Origin of the sequence: Pseudomonas sp. R1-43-08 (assembly GCF_003852255.1) — a bacterium.
Classification (GTDB): Bacteria; Pseudomonadota; Gammaproteobacteria; order Pseudomonadales; family Pseudomonadaceae; genus Aquipseudomonas.
Window position 1 is genome coordinate 198,741 of record NZ_CP027734.1, and the last position, 22,162, is coordinate 220,902.

General features: G+C 62.2%; 8 protein-coding genes. All 8 read left to right on the forward strand.

What is annotated here, in order from left to right:
• Positions 1 to 31: 31 nt before the first annotated feature.
• The 8 genes from C4J87_RS00805 to C4J87_RS00840 all read left to right on the forward strand — a co-directional run bounded on the left by C4J87_RS00805 (position 32) and on the right by C4J87_RS00840 (position 22,154).
• Positions 32 to 664, forward strand: coding sequence for an NADH:ubiquinone oxidoreductase subunit N (locus C4J87_RS00805; RefSeq protein ID WP_124365346.1), 633 nt, complete (start codon positions 32 to 34; stop codon positions 662 to 664).
• Positions 665 to 902: 238 nt separating this feature from the next.
• Positions 903 to 2,399, forward strand: coding sequence for a YdgA family protein (locus C4J87_RS00810; protein WP_124365347.1), 1,497 nt, complete (start codon positions 903 to 905; stop codon positions 2,397 to 2,399).
• Positions 2,400 to 2,704: 305 nt separating this feature from the next.
• Entirely contained in the window at positions 2,705 to 5,185 is a 2,481-nt protein-coding gene (pgaA, locus tag C4J87_RS00815; RefSeq protein WP_124365348.1) for a poly-beta-1,6 N-acetyl-D-glucosamine export porin PgaA, read from the forward strand.
• A gap of 12 nt (positions 5,186 to 5,197) precedes the next feature.
• A complete protein-coding gene (gene pgaB / locus C4J87_RS00820; RefSeq protein WP_124365349.1) occupies positions 5,198 to 7,195 on the forward strand; it encodes a poly-beta-1,6-N-acetyl-D-glucosamine N-deacetylase PgaB in 1,998 nt (665 codons plus the stop codon).
• Between the two features lie 2 nt (positions 7,196 to 7,197).
• Positions 7,198 to 8,538 (forward strand): poly-beta-1,6-N-acetyl-D-glucosamine synthase, encoded by a 1,341-nt coding sequence (gene pgaC, locus C4J87_RS00825; protein ID WP_124365350.1) that lies wholly within the window; start codon positions 7,198 to 7,200, stop codon positions 8,536 to 8,538.
• Positions 8,539 to 8,540: 2 nt separating this feature from the next.
• Positions 8,541 to 9,023 carry a poly-beta-1,6-N-acetyl-D-glucosamine biosynthesis protein PgaD gene (gene pgaD / locus C4J87_RS00830; protein WP_124365351.1) on the forward strand — a complete coding sequence of 161 codons (483 nt, stop codon included), beginning with the start codon at positions 8,541 to 8,543 and terminating at the stop codon, positions 9,021 to 9,023.
• 527 nt (positions 9,024 to 9,550) lie between these two features.
• Positions 9,551 to 11,272: a ShlB/FhaC/HecB family hemolysin secretion/activation protein gene (locus C4J87_RS00835; protein WP_124365352.1), complete on the forward strand. Its 1,722-nt coding sequence runs from the start codon at positions 9,551 to 9,553 to the stop codon at positions 11,270 to 11,272.
• Between the two features lie 31 nt (positions 11,273 to 11,303).
• Positions 11,304 to 22,154, forward strand: coding sequence for a hemagglutinin repeat-containing protein (locus C4J87_RS00840; protein WP_124365353.1), 10,851 nt, complete (start codon positions 11,304 to 11,306; stop codon positions 22,152 to 22,154).
• Positions 22,155 to 22,162 lie beyond the last annotated feature (8 nt).

A 22,162-nucleotide genomic window follows, 5' to 3' on the forward strand; every position in this document is an offset into this window, starting at 1 on the left:
CTGCTCGCGTTTGCTCATGGGGATTCCAATAATGAAAAACCCTTATGCTCCCGCTTTCTGGTGCGTGCTCTTCGCACTGGTGCTGTTATCGGCCGCGTATTTCTACGGGGTCATGCTCGCCCACCAGCTCGACAAGGCCATGGTGTTTCTCGACAGCGCCTGCCTGGTCATCGGCACCTTGTCCATCGGCGTGGTGGCCTGGGCGTCCTATCAAAACCAACGGGTGAAGCGAAAACTGCTCGAGCAAGGCAAGACCCGCGTAACGATCTGGGACACCAAGGTTGCCCTGCGCCGTGTCGAAACCGTGTTCGACCGCTATTTCTGGGGCAGCTACTGGCAACCCGGGCGCACCTTCCAGGAAGTCATGGGCGACCTCACCGGCACGCCCCTGGAAAAAAGCCTCGAAGTCCTCAAGAAACAGTGCGTGGTGCTCGACCGGCAGGTCGCGGATGGTAGGCACTGGCTCAATAATGCGCGGGAATTGTCCGATGTCGCCACGCAGATGGCCCGTGAGCGCTATCAGCTGGACTTCTGTGACCCCAAGACCGACACCCCCGGCAATGCGGTCATACACCGCGAGTTTGAGGTGTTGGTCTACACCTGGACGGCGCGCCTGAAGAGCTTCGATCACCAGTTGGATGAAATTGAACTGGAGTACTCCTGAACTCCTGCTGAACTGATCCCTCTGAAAGGCTGGGCCGTTTGCGGCCGCCAGTGCTAATCTTCCCCAGCCTTTCGGCCATACGGGCCAGTACTGTAGGAGCGAGCTTGCTCGCGAAAAACGTCACGATAACGCGTGCATTCTGAATGAACGCGGTGCCTGTGCGTTCTTCGCGAGCAAGCTCGCTCCTACAGTTCAAGGAAGACAGCCCACTTCTCACAGGATTTGATCAGGTCACTTCATGAATAAGCCAGCAGTCGTTCTTTTGGGTTTCGTTGTCGCCGTTGGCGTCGTCAGTGCAGGCGGCGCCTGGTACACCGGTAAACAACTGGAGCCGGTCCTGCAAACCGCGATCCAGAACGCCAACAAGGAACTGCAGACCTCCATGGCCGGCGTGGACGGCAGCGTGTCCCTGGAACTGGTGTCCCTGGATCGCGGCGTGTTCAGCAGCACCGCCCACTACCGCCTCAAGGGCCAGGGCAGTGTGTTCGGCGAGCAAAACCCGAACCCCGAGCTGCTGTTCGTCGACCATATCGAACACGGCCCGCTGCCGTTCTCGCGCCTGGTCAGCCTCAAGTGGCTGCCAGTGATGGCCACCAGTCACTACGCACTGGAAAAGAACGCCACCACCGAACAATGGTTCGCCGCCAGCAAAGACGTGTCGCCGCTCAAAGGCGTGGCCAATATCGGTTACAGCCGTTCGGTCAGCGGCAATGTCGAACTGCTGCCCCTGGAATTCAAGGACGACAAGTCCTCGGTGAGCTTCTCCGGCGCCAACCTCGACTTCGACAGCAGCGCCGAAGGCCAGAAGGTCAAGGCCGACGGCTACATGAACAGCCTCAAGGTCGCGGCGGTCGATGCCAACGGCGACGCGTTCGAAGCCGAACTGGCCGGCCTGACCGTCGCCAGCAACCTGGCCAAATCCACCTTCGGTTTCTACACCGGCCAGAACACCATCGAACTGACCGACACCAAGGTCACCTTCGGCCCGCAGAAAGCCGTGCTGACCCTCAAGGGCTTCGAGCAGAAAGACTCCAGCGAAACCAAGGACAACAACCTGGCCGGCCGCGTCGACTACAAGATCGACGAGATCGGTTACCAGGGTAAGCCGGTGGGCTCGGCTGCCATGGCCGTCAGCATGAAAAACGTCGATATCCCGGCGATGCTGGTGCTGACCAAGCTCTACCAGGACAAGATGCAGCCGGTGCAAGCCGCTGCCGCTGCCGGCCAACCCGCGCCGGAGCTGCAACTGACCGAAGCCGAGCAGACCCTGGCCGAAGCCAACGTCAACCAGGTGCTGGCCGCCAAGCCGCAACTGGCCGTGGAAAACCTGTCGCTGAAAACCACCCATGGCGAAAGCAAGTTCAGTCTGGTGCTGGACCTGGCCAAGCCGGCCTCCATGGAACTGCCGCCGGTTGAACTGGGCAAGCAGATGATCTCGCTGCTGGACGCCAACCTGACCCTGTCCAAGCCGATGATCGGCGACGTGGCCGCGCTGCAGGCGCAGGTCGGCGGCGTGACCGACCCGAAAGCCATCGAACAGCAATCGCAGATGGCGGCCGATATGGTCAGCGGCATGGCCGTGGGTACTCAACTGGCAACCCTGGAAGGTACCGATGTGGTGTCCAAGCTGCACTACGCCAACAACGAAGTGACCTTCAATGGCCAGAAGATGACCGTCGAGCAGTTCATCAGCTTCGTGATGTCCAAGGCCGGCGCCATGGGCGGCGCCCAGTAAGCCAGCCTGAAATGCGGTAAAAATGTGGGAGGGGGCTCGCTCCCGATGGCGGAGTGTCAGTCAGAATATTCATAACTGACCCACCGCCATCGGGAGCGAGCCCCCTCCCACATTTTGTTTTGTGTTCGGCAAGAAATCGCTTTTCAGCCAATTCTGAACAATTGTTCTGAATTGCCCTTGGCCTCGCCTGGCTGAGGGATAGTTCCCATAGGAAAGCTAGGTCGGGTCCCGAGACGCCGACACCCTGATGCACATCGCTCAGGATCACCCATCGTTGCAGCTTTCCTTGTAAGGAAGCTGACGCCATGTTGCCAATCCATTCACTCAGTGCATCAGGCCGGTTGCGGTTGCTCATCGGAGCAGCCCTGTGCGGCCAATTGCTGATGCCCGCCTATGCCATGGCCGACCCTGCCTATGACGCGCTGATCATCCAGGCCCGCAACGGCCACTTCACGCCGGCCCTGACCCAACTGCGCCAACTGTCCGCCGAACGTCAAACCCCAGGGCAGGTCAGCGATCACCTGGTGATTGCCGGTTGGGCCGGGCAGGACGCCGAAGTGCTGAAGGTGTATGAAGCCCAGGGCAAAAATCGCAACCTGACCAGCCAGGCGCTGGCCACGGTGGCGCGCACCTACCGCAATCAAAAACAGTGGGCCCAGGCCGAGGCGGTCTATCGCCAGGCGCTGGTGCGTGAACCAAACAATATCGACCTGCAACTGGGCCTGGCGCTCACCCAGGCCGATGGCGGCAAAGCCACCGAGGCGGTGCAACGTTTGCGCGCGCTGGTGGCCGCGCAGCCGAATGACCCCAACCGTCGCATGGCCCTGGGCTATGCGCTGAGCCGCGCCGGCTTGAACTACGAAGCACTGTTTGAATTCGACCAGGCGTTTATACGCGCCGGCGACAAACCCGACGTGGCCCGTGAATACATCGTCGCCCTGCAAAAGGCCCGGCTGCCGGAAGCCGCGCTGCGCCTGTCGGCCAAGCGCCCAGGGCTGGTGGACGCGGTGACCCAGCGCCGCCTGGAAGGCGACCTTGCCGCCGAGCGCGTGCGCATCGCCGAGTTCGCCACGCGTACCGAAAAAGAACGCTACGTGGTGGCCGACCGCGCGCTCAATGACTACGACCGGCTGATCGCCCGCTGGGCCCCGGACGCCAGCGCCCATGACGACGTGGTGCGCTGGCGCATCGACCGCCTGGGCGCGCTCAAGGCCAGGGCGCGTACCGCTGAAGTGATCCGCGAATACCAGACCCTCACCGGCGAAGGCGTGCAGTTGCCCACTTACGCGTTGCGTTGGGTTGCTGCGTCGTATCTCGACCAGCGCCAGCCGGAACAAGCCGAACCGCTGTACCGCCAGGTGTTGAGCGCACCGGATGCCGACGCCAGTTACCGCGTCGACGACAGCACCGCGTTGTTCTACGCGTTGCTGGAAAGCGACAAGATCGAGGACGCCCGCCAGGTCGCCAACACCCTGGCCAAAGAACAGAACCCCCGCGTCGAACTCAAGGGTCTGCCGATTGGCAACCCCAACGACAACTGGATGGACGCGCAACAACTGGCCGCCCAGGCCGGCACCTTCGGCGGCGACCTGCCGGGCAGCGAAGCCAGCCTGGAAGCCCTTGTGGCCAAGGCGCCAGGCAACGTCGGCCTGCGCATCGCCCAGGCCGACATGTACCGCGCCCGTGACTGGCCGCGCCGCGCCGAAGGCACCCTCAAGGAAACCGAAGCCCAGGCCCCACGCGACATCGGCGTGGAAGTTTCCCAGGCCTATACCGCCATGGACCTGCAGGAGTGGCGCCAGATGGACGCCCTCACCGACGACGTGGTTGCGCGCAACCCGGACAACCGCCAAGTGCAACGCCTGCGCCGCCTGCGCGATGTACATGACATGGCCGAACTGCGCGTCGAGGCCTACACCGGCAAAAGCTATGGCGGTGGCAATGACAACGACGCCGGTGCCGTGGCCGGCAGCCGTGACTGGGGCATTGAAAGCGTGATCTACACGCCGCCCATCGACGAAGACTGGCGCCTGTTCGCCGGTGCCGGCTACGCCACCGCCGACTTCAGCGAAGGCACCGGCCAGCACCGTTGGCAGCGCGTGGGCGTGGAGCGGCGTACCCGTGACATGACCATTGAGGCCGAAGTGTCCAACCATTCCTACGGCGATGGCTCCAAGCAAGGCGCGGCAGTGTCGATTGCCCGCGACATCAACGACCACTGGCAGTACGGCGGCAGCGTCGGCTACCTGCTCACCACCACGCCATTGCGCGCCTTGAACGACGGAGTCACCGCCAACGGCGGCAGTGGGTTTATCCGCTGGCGCGCCAATGAAAGCCGCGAGTGGAAACTGACCCTCAGCCCGTCGCACTTCAGTGACGGCAACGACCGCTTCGAAGCGCTGCTCAGCGGCCGCGAAGGCCTCTACAGCTCGCCCCATGTGCAAGTCGACCTGGGCCTGGAAGTCGGCGCCAGCCGCAACAGCAAGGAAGACACCGCGTACTTCAACCCGAAGTCGGACTTCACGGTGTTACCGATGATCAACGTCAATCACGTGCTCTATCACCGCTACGAGACCCAGTGGAGCCAGCAGTTCCAGATCGGTGCGGGCACCTACAGCCAGCGCGACTACTCCACCGGCGGCATCGGCCTTATCGGTTACGGCCAGCGCTTTCGCTGGAACGACGTACTGGAAATGGGCGCCAACCTCAGCCTGATCAGCCGACCTTATGACGGTGATCGCGAACGCGATCTGCGCCTGCTCGTCGACCTCACTTACCGTTTCTAGAAGAGCCTGACCATGACCGTCCTCAGCCGTTGTTTGTTGGTCCTGGGTGTAATGCTGGCCGCCGCCTGCGCCCAGCAACCCGCGCCCTACACCCCACCCGCGCAGCGGCCAACAGCGCCGAACGAAGCGCCTTGGCCGAAAAACCATTTCCTGGGCATTGCCTACCACGACGTCAATGATCGCGACCCCGACCAGACGGTGGTGGCGGTGCGTACCGAACGCTTGATCGAGCAACTGTCGTGGCTGCGGGAGAATGGCTATCAGGCGGTCAGCGTCGACCAGATCCTGGCGGCGCGCAACGGCGGCCCTGAGCTGCCGCCCAAGGCCGTGATGCTCAGCTTCGACGACGGTTATACGAGCTTCTACACCCGCGTGATGCCGATTCTGCGCGCCTACCACTGGCCGGCCGTGCTGGCGCCGGTGGGCTACTGGATCGATACGCCACTGGACAAGCCGGTGGACTTCGCCGGCTCACCGCGACCGCGTGGCGAATTCCTCACCTGGCAGCAGATTCGTGAAGTGTCCCAGTCGGGCCTGGTGGAAATCGCCGCGCACACCGACGCCAGCCACACCGGGATTCTGGCCAACCCCCAGGGTAACCTGGAGCCGGCGGCGACCTCGCTGCGCTACGACCCGGCGACCCAGCGCTATGAAACCCAAGCGCAGTTCCAGGCGCGGATGCGGGCCGATGTGGCGGCCATCACGCAGAAAATCCGCAGCGTGACCGGCAAGGCGCCACGGGTGTGGGTGTGGCCGTACGGCGCGGCCAAAGGCACGTCCCTGGCGGTGGTCAGCGAGCAGGGCTACCAGATGGCCCTGACCCTGGAAGACGGCCTCGACAGCCCCGGCAACCTGATGAACAGCCCACGCTTCCTGGTGGCCTCCGACCCGGACGGTGAGCACTTCGCCAACAGCATCGTCGCGGCGCAGACCCCGGCGCCGCTGCGCGTATTGCACGTGGACCTGGACAACGTCTACGACCCCGACCCGGCCCAGCAGGCGCGCAATCTCGACGTACTGGTCCAGCGGGTAGTGGACATGGGCGTCGGCACGGTATTCCTGCAGGCCTTCGCCGACCCCAAGGGTGACGGCCTGGTGCATTCGCTGTATTTCCCCAACCGTCATCTGCCGGTGCGCGCCGACTTGTTCAACCGCGTCGCCTGGCAACTGCACACCCGCGCCCATGCTGCGGTGTATGCGTGGATGCCGGTGCTCAGTTTCGCCCTCGACCCCAAGCTGCCCCGCGTGACTCGCTGGGACCCGCAAAGCGGCAAGCTGGGCGCCGATCCTGATCAGTACAAACGCCTGTCGCCGTTCGACCCGCAGGTGCGCAAAATCATCGGCGAGATCTACGAAGACCTCGCCCGCAACAGCGCCATCGACGGTGTGCTGTACCACGACGACGCCGTGCTCTCGGACTTCGAAGACGCCAGCCCCGCCGCGCTCAAGGCTTATGCGGCCAATGGCTTGCCGGGCAGCATCGCGGCCTTGCGCGCAGACCCGGCAACGCTGCAACGCTGGACCCGCTTCAAAAGCCGCTACCTGATCGATTTCACCCAGGAGCTGACCACCAAGGTGCGCGCCATCGCCGGGCCGCAGGTGCTGACCGCGCGCAACATCTTCGCCGAGCCGATGCTCAACCCGGCCAGCGAAGCCTGGTTCGCGCAGAACCTCGATGACTTCCTGCAGGCTTACGACTGGACCGCGCCGATGGCCATGCCGCTGATGGAAGGCCAGTCGCTGGAAAACTCCAACGCCTGGCTGGAAAAACTGGTCGCCACCGTCAAGGCCCGCCCCGGTGCGCTGGAGCGCACCGTGTTCGAACTGCAAGCCAAGGATTGGCGCACCCAGCAAGCACCCGATATCAACGCTGTGCAAATGGCCGAATGGATGGGTGTGCTCAAACGCCAGGGGGTCAAGAGCTTTGGCTACTACCCGGACAACTTCCTGGAAAACTCGCCGGACCTGAAGACCGTACGCCCGGCCCTTTCCAACCAGTGGAACCCTTGATCATGTTCGACAGAATCCTGGCTTTATTCGTGTTGGCGTTGGTACTGGGCGTGCCCCTGGGCCTGATCTTCCTGGTCACCGGGCAGTTCCTGATGGACTTCGTGTTTTTCTACCCGTTGTTCATGTCTGCGCTGTGGATCGCTGGCGGCCTGTACTTCTGGCTGCACTGGGAGCGCCACTGGCCGTGGAAGGAAGACACCCCGGCGCCGACCCTGGCTGGCAACCCGCTGATCTCGATCATCATCCCTTGCTACAACGAAGGGGATAACGTCGCCGACACCATGGCCGCCGCATTGGCCCAGGTGTATCCGAACATCGAAGTGATCGCGGTCAACGACGGCTCCAGCGACAACACCGCCGCCGTACTCGACGCGCTGGCGCTGCAACACCCACGCCTGCGTGTGCTGCACCTGGCGCAGAACCAGGGCAAGGCCGTCGCCCTGCGCATGGGGGCGGTGGCCGCGCGCAGCGAATACCTGGTGTGCATCGATGGCGATGCATTGCTCGACAAAAACGCGGCGGCCTATATGGTTGCGCAGATGCTCGACAACCCGCGCCTGGGCGCCGTAACCGGCAACCCGCGTATACGCACCCGCTCGACCCTGATCGGCCGGGTACAAGTGGGCGAGTTCTCCTCGATCATCGGCCTGATCAAGCGTACCCAGCGCGTGTTCGGGCGGATCTTCACGGTATCGGGTGTGGTGGTGGCGTTCCGTAAAAAGGCGCTGAACCGCATCGATTACTGGAGCACCGACATGATCACCGAGGACATCGACGTCAGTTGGAAGCTGCAGCTCGACCACTGGGCGATCTTCTATGAGCCGCGCGCGCTGTGCTGGATCCTCATGCCCGAAACCGTCGGCGGCCTGTGGAGACAACGCCTGCGCTGGGCCCAGGGCGGCGCTGAAGTGCTGTTCAAGAATATCCGTGGCATCTGGCAATGGCGCCATCGCTACCTGTGGCCGCTGCTGTTTGAGTATTGCCTGTCCACCGGCTGGGCGTTCACCTTCCTGCTCTCGGTGTTTTTCTGGGGCCTGGGTAAATTCATGGTGTTGCCGCAGGCGATTACCGTCGTCTCCCTGGTGCCACCGGCGTTTACCGGGCTGGTGCTGGCGATGGTGTGCCTGCTGCAGTTCGCGGTGAGCATTCTGATCGACCGGCGCTATGAAAAAGACCTGTGGAAAACCCTGTTCTGGACCGTGTGGTACCCGATGGTGTTCTGGCTGGTGAGCCTGTTCACCACGCTGGTCAGCTTTCCCAGGGTGTTGTTCAACCAGCACCAGAAACGCGCCCGCTGGGTCAGCCCGGACCGTGGTATCAAACCTGCCCAAGAGGAGGCGTGACGATGAAACTGGTCAGAACCCGCCAGCACCTGGTGATGTGGATCATCGATGTGTTGCTCACCCTGCTGGCCTGGGGCGGCCTGGTCTGGCTGCTGGCCCGGGGCATGAGCGCCATGCTCGAAACCCACGGCGGCCCACGCGTGGAAGCGCCGATCTTCGCCGCGCTCAACACCTTGCAGATCTACCTGTGGATCGCCCTGTTCAACGCCGTGATCCTGGTCACCTGGGCACGCTACCAGCAGCGCAAAGGCCGAAAATTCGCCCAGCGTCGCGCCCAGACGAATGCGCTCAGCGACCAGCACTTGAGTGAAAGTTTCAACCTCGGCGCGGGCGACCTGGAGCAACTGCGCCGGCCTGGCGTGCTGGTGATCCACAACGATGAAGAGGGTGGCGTGGGAGAAGTGAAGTCCCACGTGTCCCGCGACGTCGAACGCCCCGGCCTGGCCCTGGTGCCCGGCTCGGAAAAAGACAAGGGCATTGGCTAGGCTCTTCAATGCTGTGAATACCCAATGTGGGAGGGGGCTTGCCCACGATAGCGGTCTAAAGATCATTCCCACGCTCCCGCGTGGGAATGCCTCCTCGGACGCTCCGCGTCCCGCCAACCGCTCACACAGGTGACGCGGAGCGTCACGGGGCTGCATTCCCACGCGGAGCATGGGAACGATCACCTAGGCGCAGCGGTTCAATCCCTGTTCTCGAAATTCCGATAAATGGGATCGGATTCACAAAACCCCCGCGAACTTTCCTCCAATCCCCGGTACTAACCTAGCGACGACACCTGATGGCTAAATAATGGCGATCAACGGCTGCTCAGTCGAATTCTCATCGAAACAGCTGCCGCCGGTCGGATTAAACGTTCCAGCAGTCGGCCTTAACGCTGTTAGATAATTAAATTTTGTTACTAATCAATACATTAAGTGTCTGGCACTCTTGAACACCCAACAGCCCAGCTTCTTGGACTGCTGGAAGTTCGATGTTAGTTTGCCGGCCCTTGATTTTCGACGGATCGAACATGCCTCTGTTAATGCCACGGACTCGGTTTCTTCTATGCACTGCCTTGCTCACCTGCCTGGGCCTGAACAGCGCATTCGCCGCCCCCACCCCCGGTGACCAGGACCTGATCCGCGACCGTCAGAACCGCCTGCTCGAAGAGCAGCAGCGGCGTCTGCAGGAACTCCAGGACCTGCCCGGCAAGGCAACCAAGCCCGAAGCCCCGGCCACCCCCGCCGACACGCGCTGCTTTCCGATCCTGGACATCGAACTCAAAGGCGCCGACAGCCTGCCGGCCTCCGACCGCGCGCGCCTGCTCAAGCCCTACATCGGCCAGTGCCTGGGCGTGTCCCAGCTCAACGAATTGCTCAAGGCCATCACCGACTACTACCTCGGCAAAGGCCGCGTCACCAGCCGTGCCTACCTGCCGCAGCAGGATCTCTCCAGCGGCCACCTGCAAGTGCTGGTGGTAGAAGGCAAGCTCGAGGCGCTGAAAAGCGCCGAAGGCAGCACGGTAACCGAGCGCGAGTTGGCCATGGCCTTTCCCGGCAAGGTCGGCGAGGCGCTGAACCTGCGCGAAATCGAGCAACTGGTGGACCAGCTCAACCGCCTGCCATCCAAACAGGCGCAGATGGAACTGACCCCCGGCAGCCAGGTCGGCGGCAGCGACGTGGTGGTCAAGAACACCGCGCAAAAGCCCTGGCGCGCCAGCCTGTCGCGCAATAACGACGGCCAGAAAAGCACCGGCGAACAGCAATGGGGCGCCGGCCTTGAGTGGGACAGCCCGCTCGGCCTCGGCGACCAGTTGATGCTGCGCGGCGGCCACGACGCCATCAGCGACCATCAGAAAACCTCGAAAAACACCCTGCTCTACTACAACGTGCCGTGGGGCTGGTGGAACTTCAGCTACAGCTACAACGAGAGCGACTACCGCACCTACCTGTTCGTCGATAACGCCAAGTACAAGCAGGACGGCGACAACCAGAACCACCAACTGCGCGCCGAGCGGGTGATTCACCGCGATGACGTGAGCAAGACCTCGGTCAACGTCGGCCTGGCGCACCTGCGCACCAACAACTACCTCCTCGACGTGCGCACCGCGCCCAGCAGCAACCGCCTCAGCGAACTGCAACTGGGCATCAACCACGGCCGCCGTATTGGCAGCGCCTTCGTCAACCTCGACCTGGGCATGCAAAACGGCATCGGCCTGCTCGACGCCCAATCGCAGGAAGAGCGCGGCGAGTTCGGCCGGCGCCAGCCGAATTCGCGCTACCGCAAATACACCGCCACCGTCAGCTACCTGCAACCGTTCAGCCTGTGGGGCGAGTCCTTCAGTTTTTCCAGCCTGGCCACCGGCCAACGCAGTGAAGACATCCTGTTCAGCCCGCAACGCATGAGCCTCGGTGGCTCGGCCTCGGTGCGTGGCTTCAAGGACCAGTTGCTGACCGGCGACAGCGGCGGCTACTGGCGCAACGAAGTGCGCTGGGCGCGCCCGGTGACCCTCGACTGGATGCGCCCGGCCTTCTTCGAATACGGCGCCAGCGTCGGCTACGACCAGGGCGTGATCAGCAACGACCGCTACAACGACAACCTGCATGGGCGGGTCTCCAGCAACTCCCTGGAACTGTTCGCCCGCGGTAAAAACGTCAGCACCAGCGTGACCTTTGCCCATTCGTTAGAAAGACCTGGGGTCGTGACCGAGCGCGAAGCGCCGATCTACTTCCGCATGGATTTTTTCCTGTAATTCAACGCCCCGCTGCAATGAGAACCTGACAATGGACGTCCGCCAATTCGCCTTCCTGGCCCGCCAACCTTCTGCCGCCCTGAAGCCGCGCAACGCGTTCTTCGGCCTGCCCAAGCGCGGGCTGGCGTTGATCCTCGCCAACGCGCTGTTCTGGCAGCCGCTGTTGGCCCAGGCCGAGGGCATCGTGGTCAGCGCGCCGGGTACCACCGTGGGTGCGGCGGGCAATGGCGTGCCGGTGGTGAACATCGCCACGCCCAATGGCGCAGGCTTGTCCCATAACCAGTTCCAGCAGTACAACGTCGGCCCCAACGGCGTGATCCTCAACAACGCCACCGGCACCCTGGTCAACACCCAGCTGGGCGGCTACATCGTCGGCAATCCCAACCTCAAGGGCGGCGCGGCCAGCGTCATCCTCAACGAAGTCAACGGCGGCAGCGCCAGCCAGTTGCGCGGCTACACCGAAGTGGCGGGGCAGTCGGCCAAGGTCATCGTCGCCAACCCCTACGGGATCACCTGCAGCGGCTGCGGCTTTATCAACACCCCTAACGTGACCCTGACCACCGGCAAACCCATCATCGACCCGACCGGCCAGTTGAAAAGCTACCAGGTCGACGGCGGCGCCGTAACCATCGACGGCGAAGGCCTGAACGCCAGCAACGTCGACCGTTTCGACATCATCACCCGCTCGGCCAAGATCAACGCGCAGATCAACGCCCGCGAACTCAACGTGATCGCCGGGCGCAACGACGTCGATGCGCAAAGCCTGAACGCCACGCCACGCGCTGACGACGGCAGTGCCAAGCCGGAGCTGGCGATTGACTCCTCGGCCCTGGGCGGCATGTATGCCGGCGCGATCAAGCTGGTGGGCACCGAGGCCGGTGTGGGCGTGAAGCTCGACGGCACGTTGGCGGCCAGTGGTGGGGATATCCAGCTCGATGCCAATGGGCGCTTGAGCATGGCGCAGGCGGCTGCCACCGGCAACGTTAAGGTCACGGCGCATAATGTCGATCTAACCGACAAGGTCTACGCCGGTAAAGCGCTGGACGTGCAAGCCCAAGGCGATCTCATCAACCGCAAAAGCCTCGCCGCACGTGACCGCATCGCGCTGTCCAGCGGCGGCACGCTGACCAACAGCGACGTCATCGAAGCCGGCGTCAACGCCGATAACACCCGTAACACGGCGGGTGATGTGAGCCTGCGCGCCACGACCCTCAACAACACCGGCACCAGCGTCATCGCCAGTCGTGCGTTGACCGTTGATGCCCAAGCCTTGAACAACCAGGGCGGCACCCTCAGCGCCCGGCAACACACCAGCGTCACGGCGGCTGCGCTCGATAACCGCAACAAGGGACGAGTCCTCAGCAACGCCGCGCTGGAGGTCAGCGCCAGCGAACTGCAGAACGGCCAGGGCGGATTGGTCACCAGCAATGGGCCACTGACCGCCAACGTGGGCGCGGTGCAAAATACCGGCGGCGAAATCTCCAGCCTGGACACGGCCACCCTGACGGTGACCACCTTGGACAACGTCGCGGGCCTGGTCACCGCAGGCAAGGCGTTGAGCCTCAGCGCCGGCACGCTCGACAACCAGAACGGGCTGGTCACCAGCCAGGGCGTCCTTCACCTCACCGGTAATCGCCTGGACAACCGCCAGAAAGGCCTGGTCGCCAGCACCGGCGGCGTGCAGATCGACGTCGTCAACATCGACAACCGCAACGGCGAGCTGTCCAGCCGTGCGGGCGTGGCGGTAAACGGCACGCAGTTGGATAACAGCGATGGCGGCCTGGTAGTGGCCGGCAGCGGCTTGAATCTGAACGTCGATCAATTGCTCAACCGCAACCAGGGCCTGATCAGCAGCGAAGGGCTGCTCACCGTGACCGCGGGCACCTTGGTCAACCGTGGTGGCGCGCTCTCAAGCGCTGGCCCGCTGACCATCGGCGCCCGTGACGCGGTGGACAACCAGGGCGGGCGCCTGGTGACCGATGGCACTCTGACCCTGACCAGCGCAAGCGTCGACAACAGCCAGCAAGGCACCCTCAGCGCACGTGATGCGCTGCGTATCGACACCCGCGGCCTGAACAACCAGCAAGGCGGCCAGGTGACCAGCGCCACCGGCCTGACCCTCGAACTCAATCGGGGCCAATTCAACAACCAGGGCGGGCTGATCAACGGCCCGCTGTTGGTGCTCAACAACCTCAAGGATGTGAATAACCAGGGCGGCGAGATTTCCAGCAGCCAGGCATTCACGCTCACTGCCGACAACCTCGACAACAGCGGCGGTAAAGTGCTCGGCAATACTGCCCTGACCCTGCGCATCGGCCAGGCCCTGGCGAACGTCAAGGGCATGATTGCCGCCGCTGCGGTGGATGCACGCGCCGCCAGCCTGGACAACAGCGGCGGTACCCTCACCAGCCGTGGCGACACCGTGCTCAACGTGAGTGGCCCATTGACCAACCGGGCCCAGGGCCTGATCAACGCGGCCAACCTTCTGAGCATCAATATCGCGAGCCTGGATAACCAGGGCGGCTCGTTGCTGGGCAGCGCGATTGCCGTGGACTTCGGCAGTGCCACCGGCGATCTGAATAACTCTGGTGGCCTGATCACCACCGCCGGCAACCTGAGCATCGATCACCTGCGCGACTTGAATAACCAGGGCGGTGAACTCTCCAGCGCGCAAACCCTGAACCTCGGTGGACGCACCCTCGACAACAGCGCGGGCAAGCTGATCAGCAATAACCTGCTGGTGCTCAACGCCGACACGCTGATCAACCAAAACGGGTTGATGTCCGGCTGGCAAGGCCTGAACGCCACTGCCGCAAGCCTGGACAACCGCAACAGCGGCACTCTGTCGAGCCGTTACGGCGCTCTCAATGCCACACTCACCGGCAGCCTGCTCAACAGCGGCGCGGGTGCGTTGGTAAGCCAAAAGGCGCTCACGGTCAGCGCCGCCGAGTTGGATAACAGCGACAAGGGCGTGCTTTCCAGCGCCACCGAACAAAACCTCAAGGTCACCGGCCTGCTGAACAACGCCAACGGTGGCACCATCGACAGCGGCACGGCCCTGGACCTGACCGCGCGGAACCTGGACAACAGCGCCGGCAGCATCAGCGGCGGCACCGACACCAGCCTGGACCTGCTGGCGACCCTGACCAATACCAACGGCAAATTGGCCAGCGGCGGCTCGCTGTTGATCAACCGCGCGGCGCAGATCAACAACCAGGGCGGGCAGCTCGCCAGCCAAGGCCTGTTGACGCTGCTGACCGGCGGCCTGGATAACCGTAATCGCGGCACACTGGCCGCCAATGATCGCCTGAGCATCACCGCCAGCGGCCTGGTGCAGAACGGCAGCGATGGCCTGATCTACAGCCAGAACGCTGACCTCAAGCTCAGCGCCAACCGGCTGGACAACGGCAAAGGCGCCGTGCAAAGCCAGAACGGTCTGACCCTCGACGTGGTCGACGCTGTCGACAACCAAAGCGGCAAATTGATCGCCCAGACCGGCGACCTGAACATCAAAGCCGCCAGCCTCGACAACCGTGGCGGCACCCTCGCCAGCCTCAAGGCCCTGCTCCAGACCCGAGTCGTCGGCGTGCTGCGCAACGGCTACGACCTCAACAACAATCGCCAGGGTGGCGTGATGCAGGGCCAAACCCTGGACCTGCAAGCCGGCGCCGTGGACAACTATGGCGGACGCATTTCTGCGCAGGGTGGCAACGGCCTAGTCACCACCGGCAATTTCGATAACCGCAACGGCGGGCTTTATGCCAAAGGCCTGATGCGCGTGGTTGGGCACGATTTCGATAACAGCGGCGACAACGATGGCCAGATAGCCGCCCAACAGATCGACCTTGACCTGAGCGGCGCGCTGAACAACCGCCTGGGCATCATCGAAAGTGACTCCACCCTCAAGGTGCACGCCGCCAGCCTCGACAACCAGACCGGACGCCTGCGTGCCCTGGGCCCCGACGGCACGACTGAGTTCGCCATCGGTGGCGTGTTCGACAACCGCAACGGCGTGCTGGAAACCGCCAACACCAACCTGACACTGGACGCCGGCAGCCTGCAAAACCTTGGCGGTAGTGTGCTGCACGTGGGCACCGGCAACTTCGGTATTGCCCCCGCCAACCTCAATGACGTCGGCGGCAGCCTGGTGACGCGGGGCGACCTGACCATCACCCGGGACAACTGGACCAACAGCAGCGTGATCCAGGCCGGGCAACTGACGGTCAACGTCAACACGCTCGACCAGACAACAACCGGCCAATTGCTCGGCGCCCGGCGCTTTATCGGCAGCGGCGGCAACTGGTCCACCAACGGCCTGATCGCCAGCGACGGCGACCTCGACCTTACGTTAAGCGGCGCGTTGAACAGCACCGGGCGCATCAGCAGCCTGGGCAAATTGAACCTCACTGCCGCCCAGGCGAACTTGAGCGACACCGCCAGCATCGCCGGCGGCGGGGTGACCCGCGCAACCATCAGCGGCACCCTGAACAACCACGGTCGTCTGACCTCGGCCACTGACCTGCTGATCGACGCGGGCGCGCTCGACAACTACGCCACGCTTGGCAGCGGGCAAGCGCTCACGGTCACCACTGGCGCGTTGCTCAACGACCACGGCCTGATCTTCAGCGGCGCTGACATGAGCCTGCGCGTGGCGTCGCTGAACAACAGCTACGGCGACATCTACAGCATGGGCAACCTAAGCGTCGATCGCGACGGCAAGGGTGGGTTGGCTGACAGCATTATCAACAGCTCTTCGAGCATGCAGAGTGACGGTGACCTGAGCCTTACCGCCGCCACGATCAAAAATGAACGTGCGGTACTGACCGTCAATGATGCTGGCGTATACACCGCCTCCGCCACTGAAGGCACATGCATCGAGTATGTCAACGCCGGTGACTGCCATGCTGGTGGCACGGGGCGTAACTACGTGTGGGAAGTGGTGACCCGCGACAAACTGGAGGTGACCGCGGCCAGTGCCGGTTCGAGCATCACTTCGGGCGGTAACATGACCCTGGCCGGGGGCGACCTGCTCAACAGCAGCAGTTCGATTGCAGCCGGCGGCAACTTCACGGCGCGCCTGAACAACCTCGTCAACACGGGGATCGAAACCGGCGAGACCGAGACCTATCGGCTCTTTACATCAAGACGCACCGAGCATCCAAGTAGCTGGTTCAACGCCGCTCGCGCACTGACCAATAAGTATTGGTATCTAAGCCCTGGCTACACGCCCAATGACCTTGGCGGCCTGGAAGCAACCGTGGCCAACTTCATTGGCATGATGGAGAGCGAGCGCACTCAGTTCGGCAAAGTCACCAAAATCGCCAGCGATGATCAGCGTTACGCCGCCGTGATTCAGGCTGCCGGCGCGGTGGACGTCAAGGCGCAAGCCGGTATCGACAACAGCGTGGTGCGCCTGGGTTACACCTACATCGGGGCGGGTGCAAAAACCACCACCGGCGCGACCGGCGCCAGTGGCGCGGACGGTTACTCGACCCGCGTCACCCTCAACGCGCAATTGCCCCCGGATCTGGCCCAGCAGCAGATCAACCCGCTGAGCTTGCCCGGCTTTACCTTGCCCAGCGGGCAGGGCGGCCTGTTCCGCCTCAGCGGCCAAAGCGCCAGCGCGCCGGCCAGTACCGGCCCGCAAGGCTGGACCCTGGGCGGCGGCAACGTAGACCGGGCCCCGGTTTCCGGGCCGGTCGTACCCGGCACCGGCACCTCGGCCGATGGTGTAACTATCAATCGCGTGCAAGGCCTGCCGGACAGCCAGTTCGTCTCCAACCCACAGAAATACCTGATCGAAACCAACCCGCAGCTGACCAACCTCAGGCAGTTCCTCAGTTCCGATTACCTGCTGTCCAAGCTCGGCTACGACCCCGACCAGGCGCAAAAACGCCTGGGTGACGGCCTCTATGAACAACGCCTGATCCAGCAGGCGGTCATTGCCCGCACCGGCCAGCGCTTCATCGACGGCCAAACCAGTGACACGGCGATGTTCAAGTACCTGATGGACAACGCCATCGGCAGCCGTCAGGCGCTCAACCTGTCGGTAGGTGTAAGCCTCACCGCCGAACAAGTGGCGGCCCTGACCCACGACATCGTGTGGATGGAAAACGCCACCGTCGCCGGCCAGCAAGTGCTGGTGCCCGTGCTCTACCTGGCCCAGGCCAACAACCGCCTGGCGCCCAATGGCGCGTTGATCACCGGCAGCGATCTGAGTCTGGTAAGCGGCGCAGACCTCAACAACGTCGGCACCCTGCGCGCCACCAACAACCTCGCAGCCAGCGCCGGGCGCAACATGGTCAACAGCGGCCTGACCCAGGCCGGCAACCGTCTCGACCTGCTCGCCGGCAACAGCCTGACCAACCGCGCCGGCGGCATCATTGCCGGACGCGATGTCAGCGTGGGCGCGATCAGCGGCGATGTCCTCAATGAGCGCAGCGTCACCAGCCACCAGAGCAGCAGCGGCTACCGCACCGAACGCACCGACTTCGTCGACAACGCCGCGCGCATCGAGGCCGCCAACAGCCTGACCCTGCAAGCCGGTCGCGACGTCAACAGCACCGGCGGTGTACTCAAGAGCGGCGCCGACACGCGCCTGCAAGCCGGGCGTGACGTGAACCTGGCCACCGCCGAACAGCGTAACGCCAATATCGTCAGCACCTACTCACGTAACAGCAGCGCGACCCAGTACGGCACGGTGGTAGAAGCCGGGCGGGACTTCCAGATTGTGGCGGCACGGGACATCAGCGCCATCGGCAGCCAGTTGAATGCAACGCGTGATCTGGCGATGGTGGCCAAGGGCAATTTGAACCTGGCTTCGGCGGCGAATGAACAGCATTCGGCGTTTAATTCCAAGAAGGTCACCAGTCAAGAGGATCATGTTCAGCAGGTATCGACTGTGCTCAAGGCAGGCGGTGACGCCACCCTGAGCGCCGGGCAGAACCTGCAACTGATAGCCAGTCAAGTGGATGCGGGCAAAGAAGCCTACCTGGTCGCGGGCAATGACCTAGCCCTCAAGGCGGCTGAAAATCAGGACTACAGTTTCTACAGCAAAACCAAGAAGACCTCGTCCGGGAAAAAATTCCGCCTGGATGAGACTTCTGCCATCAACAATGTCGGCAGCTTGGTCAGCGCGGGCACCAACAGCACCGTCGTGGCGGGTGCAAACCTGTTGCTGGCCGGCAGCGCCGTCACCGCCGATAAAGGCGCCACGCAACTGGTCGCTGGTCAGGACGTGAACATCCTGGCCGCCACTAACTCAGACAGCGCCCGTCACGAACGCAAGGAAAGCAAAAGCAGCTGGGGCGGCCTGAAGTCGAGCAAGGTTCAGGACAAAGTCGACGAAAAACGCACCACCGCCCTGGGCAGCATGGTCTCCGGCGAAACCGTCACCATCGCCGCCAAACGCGATGCCACGGTCACCGGCTCGTCCCTGGTCAGCACCGGCGACCTCGCCGTCCAGGCCGGCCGCGACCTGACCATCGATGCGGCGCAGAACACCTTCGCCCGCACCGACATGCACAAGGAAAAAAATCGCGACCTCACCGGCGTGCTGACCGGCAACAAGCTCGGTCTGGACGACATGACCGGCAACCAGAAGCTGTACATCAACAGCTCGAAGCACAATGGCACGGCCAATGAAATGACCTTGACCGGCAGCACTATTGGTTCGAGTGCGGGCAATGTGTCGCTGACAGCGGGGCGTGAGTTGAAGGTGGTGGCCAGTGATCTGGTGAGCACCAAGAACATGGAGTTGAGTGGTGCCAATGTCACCGTCACCTCGGGTGTGGAGACTGCCAATCAGACCAGTAAGGACAGCTCCAAGAGCTTGGCCGTTGGGCGCGTGATCGCGGGCTCGGTAGTGGACACCGCCACCAGCATGCGCGACGCCGTCAAAGCGGCCCGCAGTGCTGATGACCCACGCCTCAAGGCAGTCAAAATCGCCCAGGCTGCCCTCGCCGCCTACAACCTGAACGGCCAGGCTTCCGACGCCAATGCGCAAAGCTCCGGCTTCAAAAACAAAACCGGCGGCACGCCCGGCAACGGTTCGCTGATCAAGATCGGCACCGAACTGGCCAATAACCGCAGCAAGAACAGCAGCGAATTCAACAGCGTCACCGCCAAGCAGAGCACGCTCAACGCAGGGCAAGACTTGTCGATCGTTGCCACGGGCGCAGCGGTGGGTACTCAGGGTGATATCCAGATCACCGGCAGCAGCTTGAAAGCCGCCAACACCTTGTTGTTAGCCAAAAACGATGTGTTGATGCAAAGCGCACAGAACACCACCGACCGCAAAAACGAAGGGTCGAAAAATAAAACCGCCATTGGCGCCAGCTTCAATATTGGCGAGCAAAACGGCTTCACCCTCGACCTCGGAGCGCAGGGTGCCAAGAACAATGGCAATGGTAACTCCGTCACTCAGGTCAACAGCACCCTCGATACCGGCAGCCTGTTGTTGCAAAGCGGCGGCGATACCACTCTGAAAGGCGCCCAGGTCCGCGCGGACCGTATCAAGGCAGATATTGGCGGCAACCTCAATATCATCTCCCTCCAGGACATCGAGTCGTCGCGCAGCAAACAGAGCAGCGCGGGCTTCGGCGCGAGTATTTGCATCCCGCCGTTCTGCTACGGTGCCACCGTCGCGGGCTCGGCGAACCTTGCCGCCGCGAATATGAACAGCGACTACAAGGGCGTGACCGATCAGAGCGGTTTGTATGCGGGTACAGGCGGCTACGACATCAATGTCGGCAGGACCACCACCCTGCAAGGCGCGGTGATTGCCAGTGAGGCGTCAGCTGATAAGAACCGCCTAAGCACTGACCGCCTGATTGTCAGCGATATCAAGAATGTCAGCGAAATCAAAAGCCAGTCTGCCGGTATTTCGGTGTCTTCCAGCAGTACCAGCGGTGCGTCTATGGGCGGCAGCATCCCGATAGCACTCAAGGAGAAAGACCATAGCTACACCCGTAGCGCGGTCAGCGAAGGCACGATTGTGGTTCGCAATGCCGAAGGCACCAATGATTTGGTGGGGTTGAACCGCGACACTGCCAATGCCAATCAGAAGCTCGACCGGCCTGATGAAAAGGCCATGCAAGAGCGTATTGACCTGATCCAAAGCTCGGCGCAGTTGGCCAGTGGGGTGATCAGTGCGGTGGGCAGGGCGAAGGCGGATGAGGCCAAGAAGCTTGGGCAGGCGGCGAAGGAACAAGCAGACGCAGGTGCGCCTGGTGCTGCTGATACCGCCCGTGCCGCCGATCTGGCTTATTCGGAAGCCAAGCGCTGGCAGTTCGGCGGCGACAAGAAAATGATGGCGGATATCGCGACGGGACTGATCGCCGCGGGCCTAGGTGGCGCGCCCGTCGGTACGACAGTCGGTATCGTCGCCAATACAGCGTCTAGCGAGATCTTCAAGCGAGTGGGTGATTACGCCGAGGCGCAATCCCTGAACCCGAAATCGGACGCGGCCACCCGAGCTGCATGGGCAGAAGGTGGAGCAGCACGCGTCATGTTGCATGCGTTGGCAGGTGCCGCCATGGGGTTGTCCAGCGGCAGCGTGGAAAGTGGCGCGTTGGGGGCCGGTGCTTCTGCTGCGTTGATGCCCTCGATTGCAAAGGCGCTGGAAAACAGCAAATTATCTGAGGCCAGCCAGGACAACATCGCCGCGTTGGTTGCGACCGGGATCGGCGCTGGAGCAGGCGCCGGGAATGGCATCGGCGGCGCGGCTGTCGGGAGTGGGACAGGTTACGGCGTCGAAGTATTCAATCGCCAACTTCACCTGACCCAAGAGGTGCCAATTCTCAAGAAGAAAGCCGAAGAGCTAGAGAAAACACAGGGCAAGCCAAAGTCGGATGCCTTGTGGGAAGACTTGCTACGTATGGCAGCAGGATCAAAGGTCGATGCCGTAGAAAACGCCCGTTTAGATGCACTGGAAAAAAACTGGGGCAGCGATCCGACGCGGGATTGGCTTGAACGTGATTTGGCGATTGCCAAAGGCGCGATTCAAGAATTGGCGGACCAGAAGATTCCATTAACGTGGAAAGACGGCACTGCAATTATCGCCAATGGCTCTGCGGTTTATGCTTTTAATTCGACCAAAGAGCAGTTTGTAGACACAAGCTTGTTTAATGGTACGGGCGCCGGCCTTTATGGCGAATTGCGCTTGACTGACAAATGGGCTCAATACGGTCGGGAGCAGGCAGATGCTCATGCGACAGAAATCATTAACGTCTCTACCAACGAGCTGGCTTCAAAAGACGCGATGTCGAGGCTGTTGGTATTAGCCAGGAAATCGGCAGAACCGGTCACGGTGATTGACGATACGTTGCTTTCTCTCACTGGTGTACGCATAGGCGCGAAGATTTCAGAGATCGTTGCTGCTGCCTTGGCGAAAAGAAAGTTGGCGACGGAGGAGTCGGGTGAGCTTTTAGCCCAAGGTGCGAAAGGGTTCACCGAACTGTCGAGTCAGGCTCGTCGTTATCTTAAAGATCTCGAAGCGCAGACCGGATTTAAAGTGACAGATGAACAACGTGCTAACCTCGCCAACATTTTGCGCGAGCAAGAATTTACCAAGCTTTCTCCGGAATTGTCTGACATTAATAGGAAGCAGTTCAATAAAGTGAAGAATGATTTAATCAGTCAGTGGGAGGCCAATACAGGCCAAATGTGGCCGCGCTATACTGAGGACGTTATTGCTAAAAATGGCCTTACAGTGTCACGAAAGGCGGGTCAACCTTTCGATGCGCATCATATTATTGAAAACAGCTTTGGGGGGCCTAATGAATGGTGGAATATGCACCCTGCAAGATTTCCGGATCAGCACCAAGGTGGAATCCATCGCGCCGGAAGCGTAGCGCGAGAAATTTTCTTAGATAAAAAATAGAGAGGCTG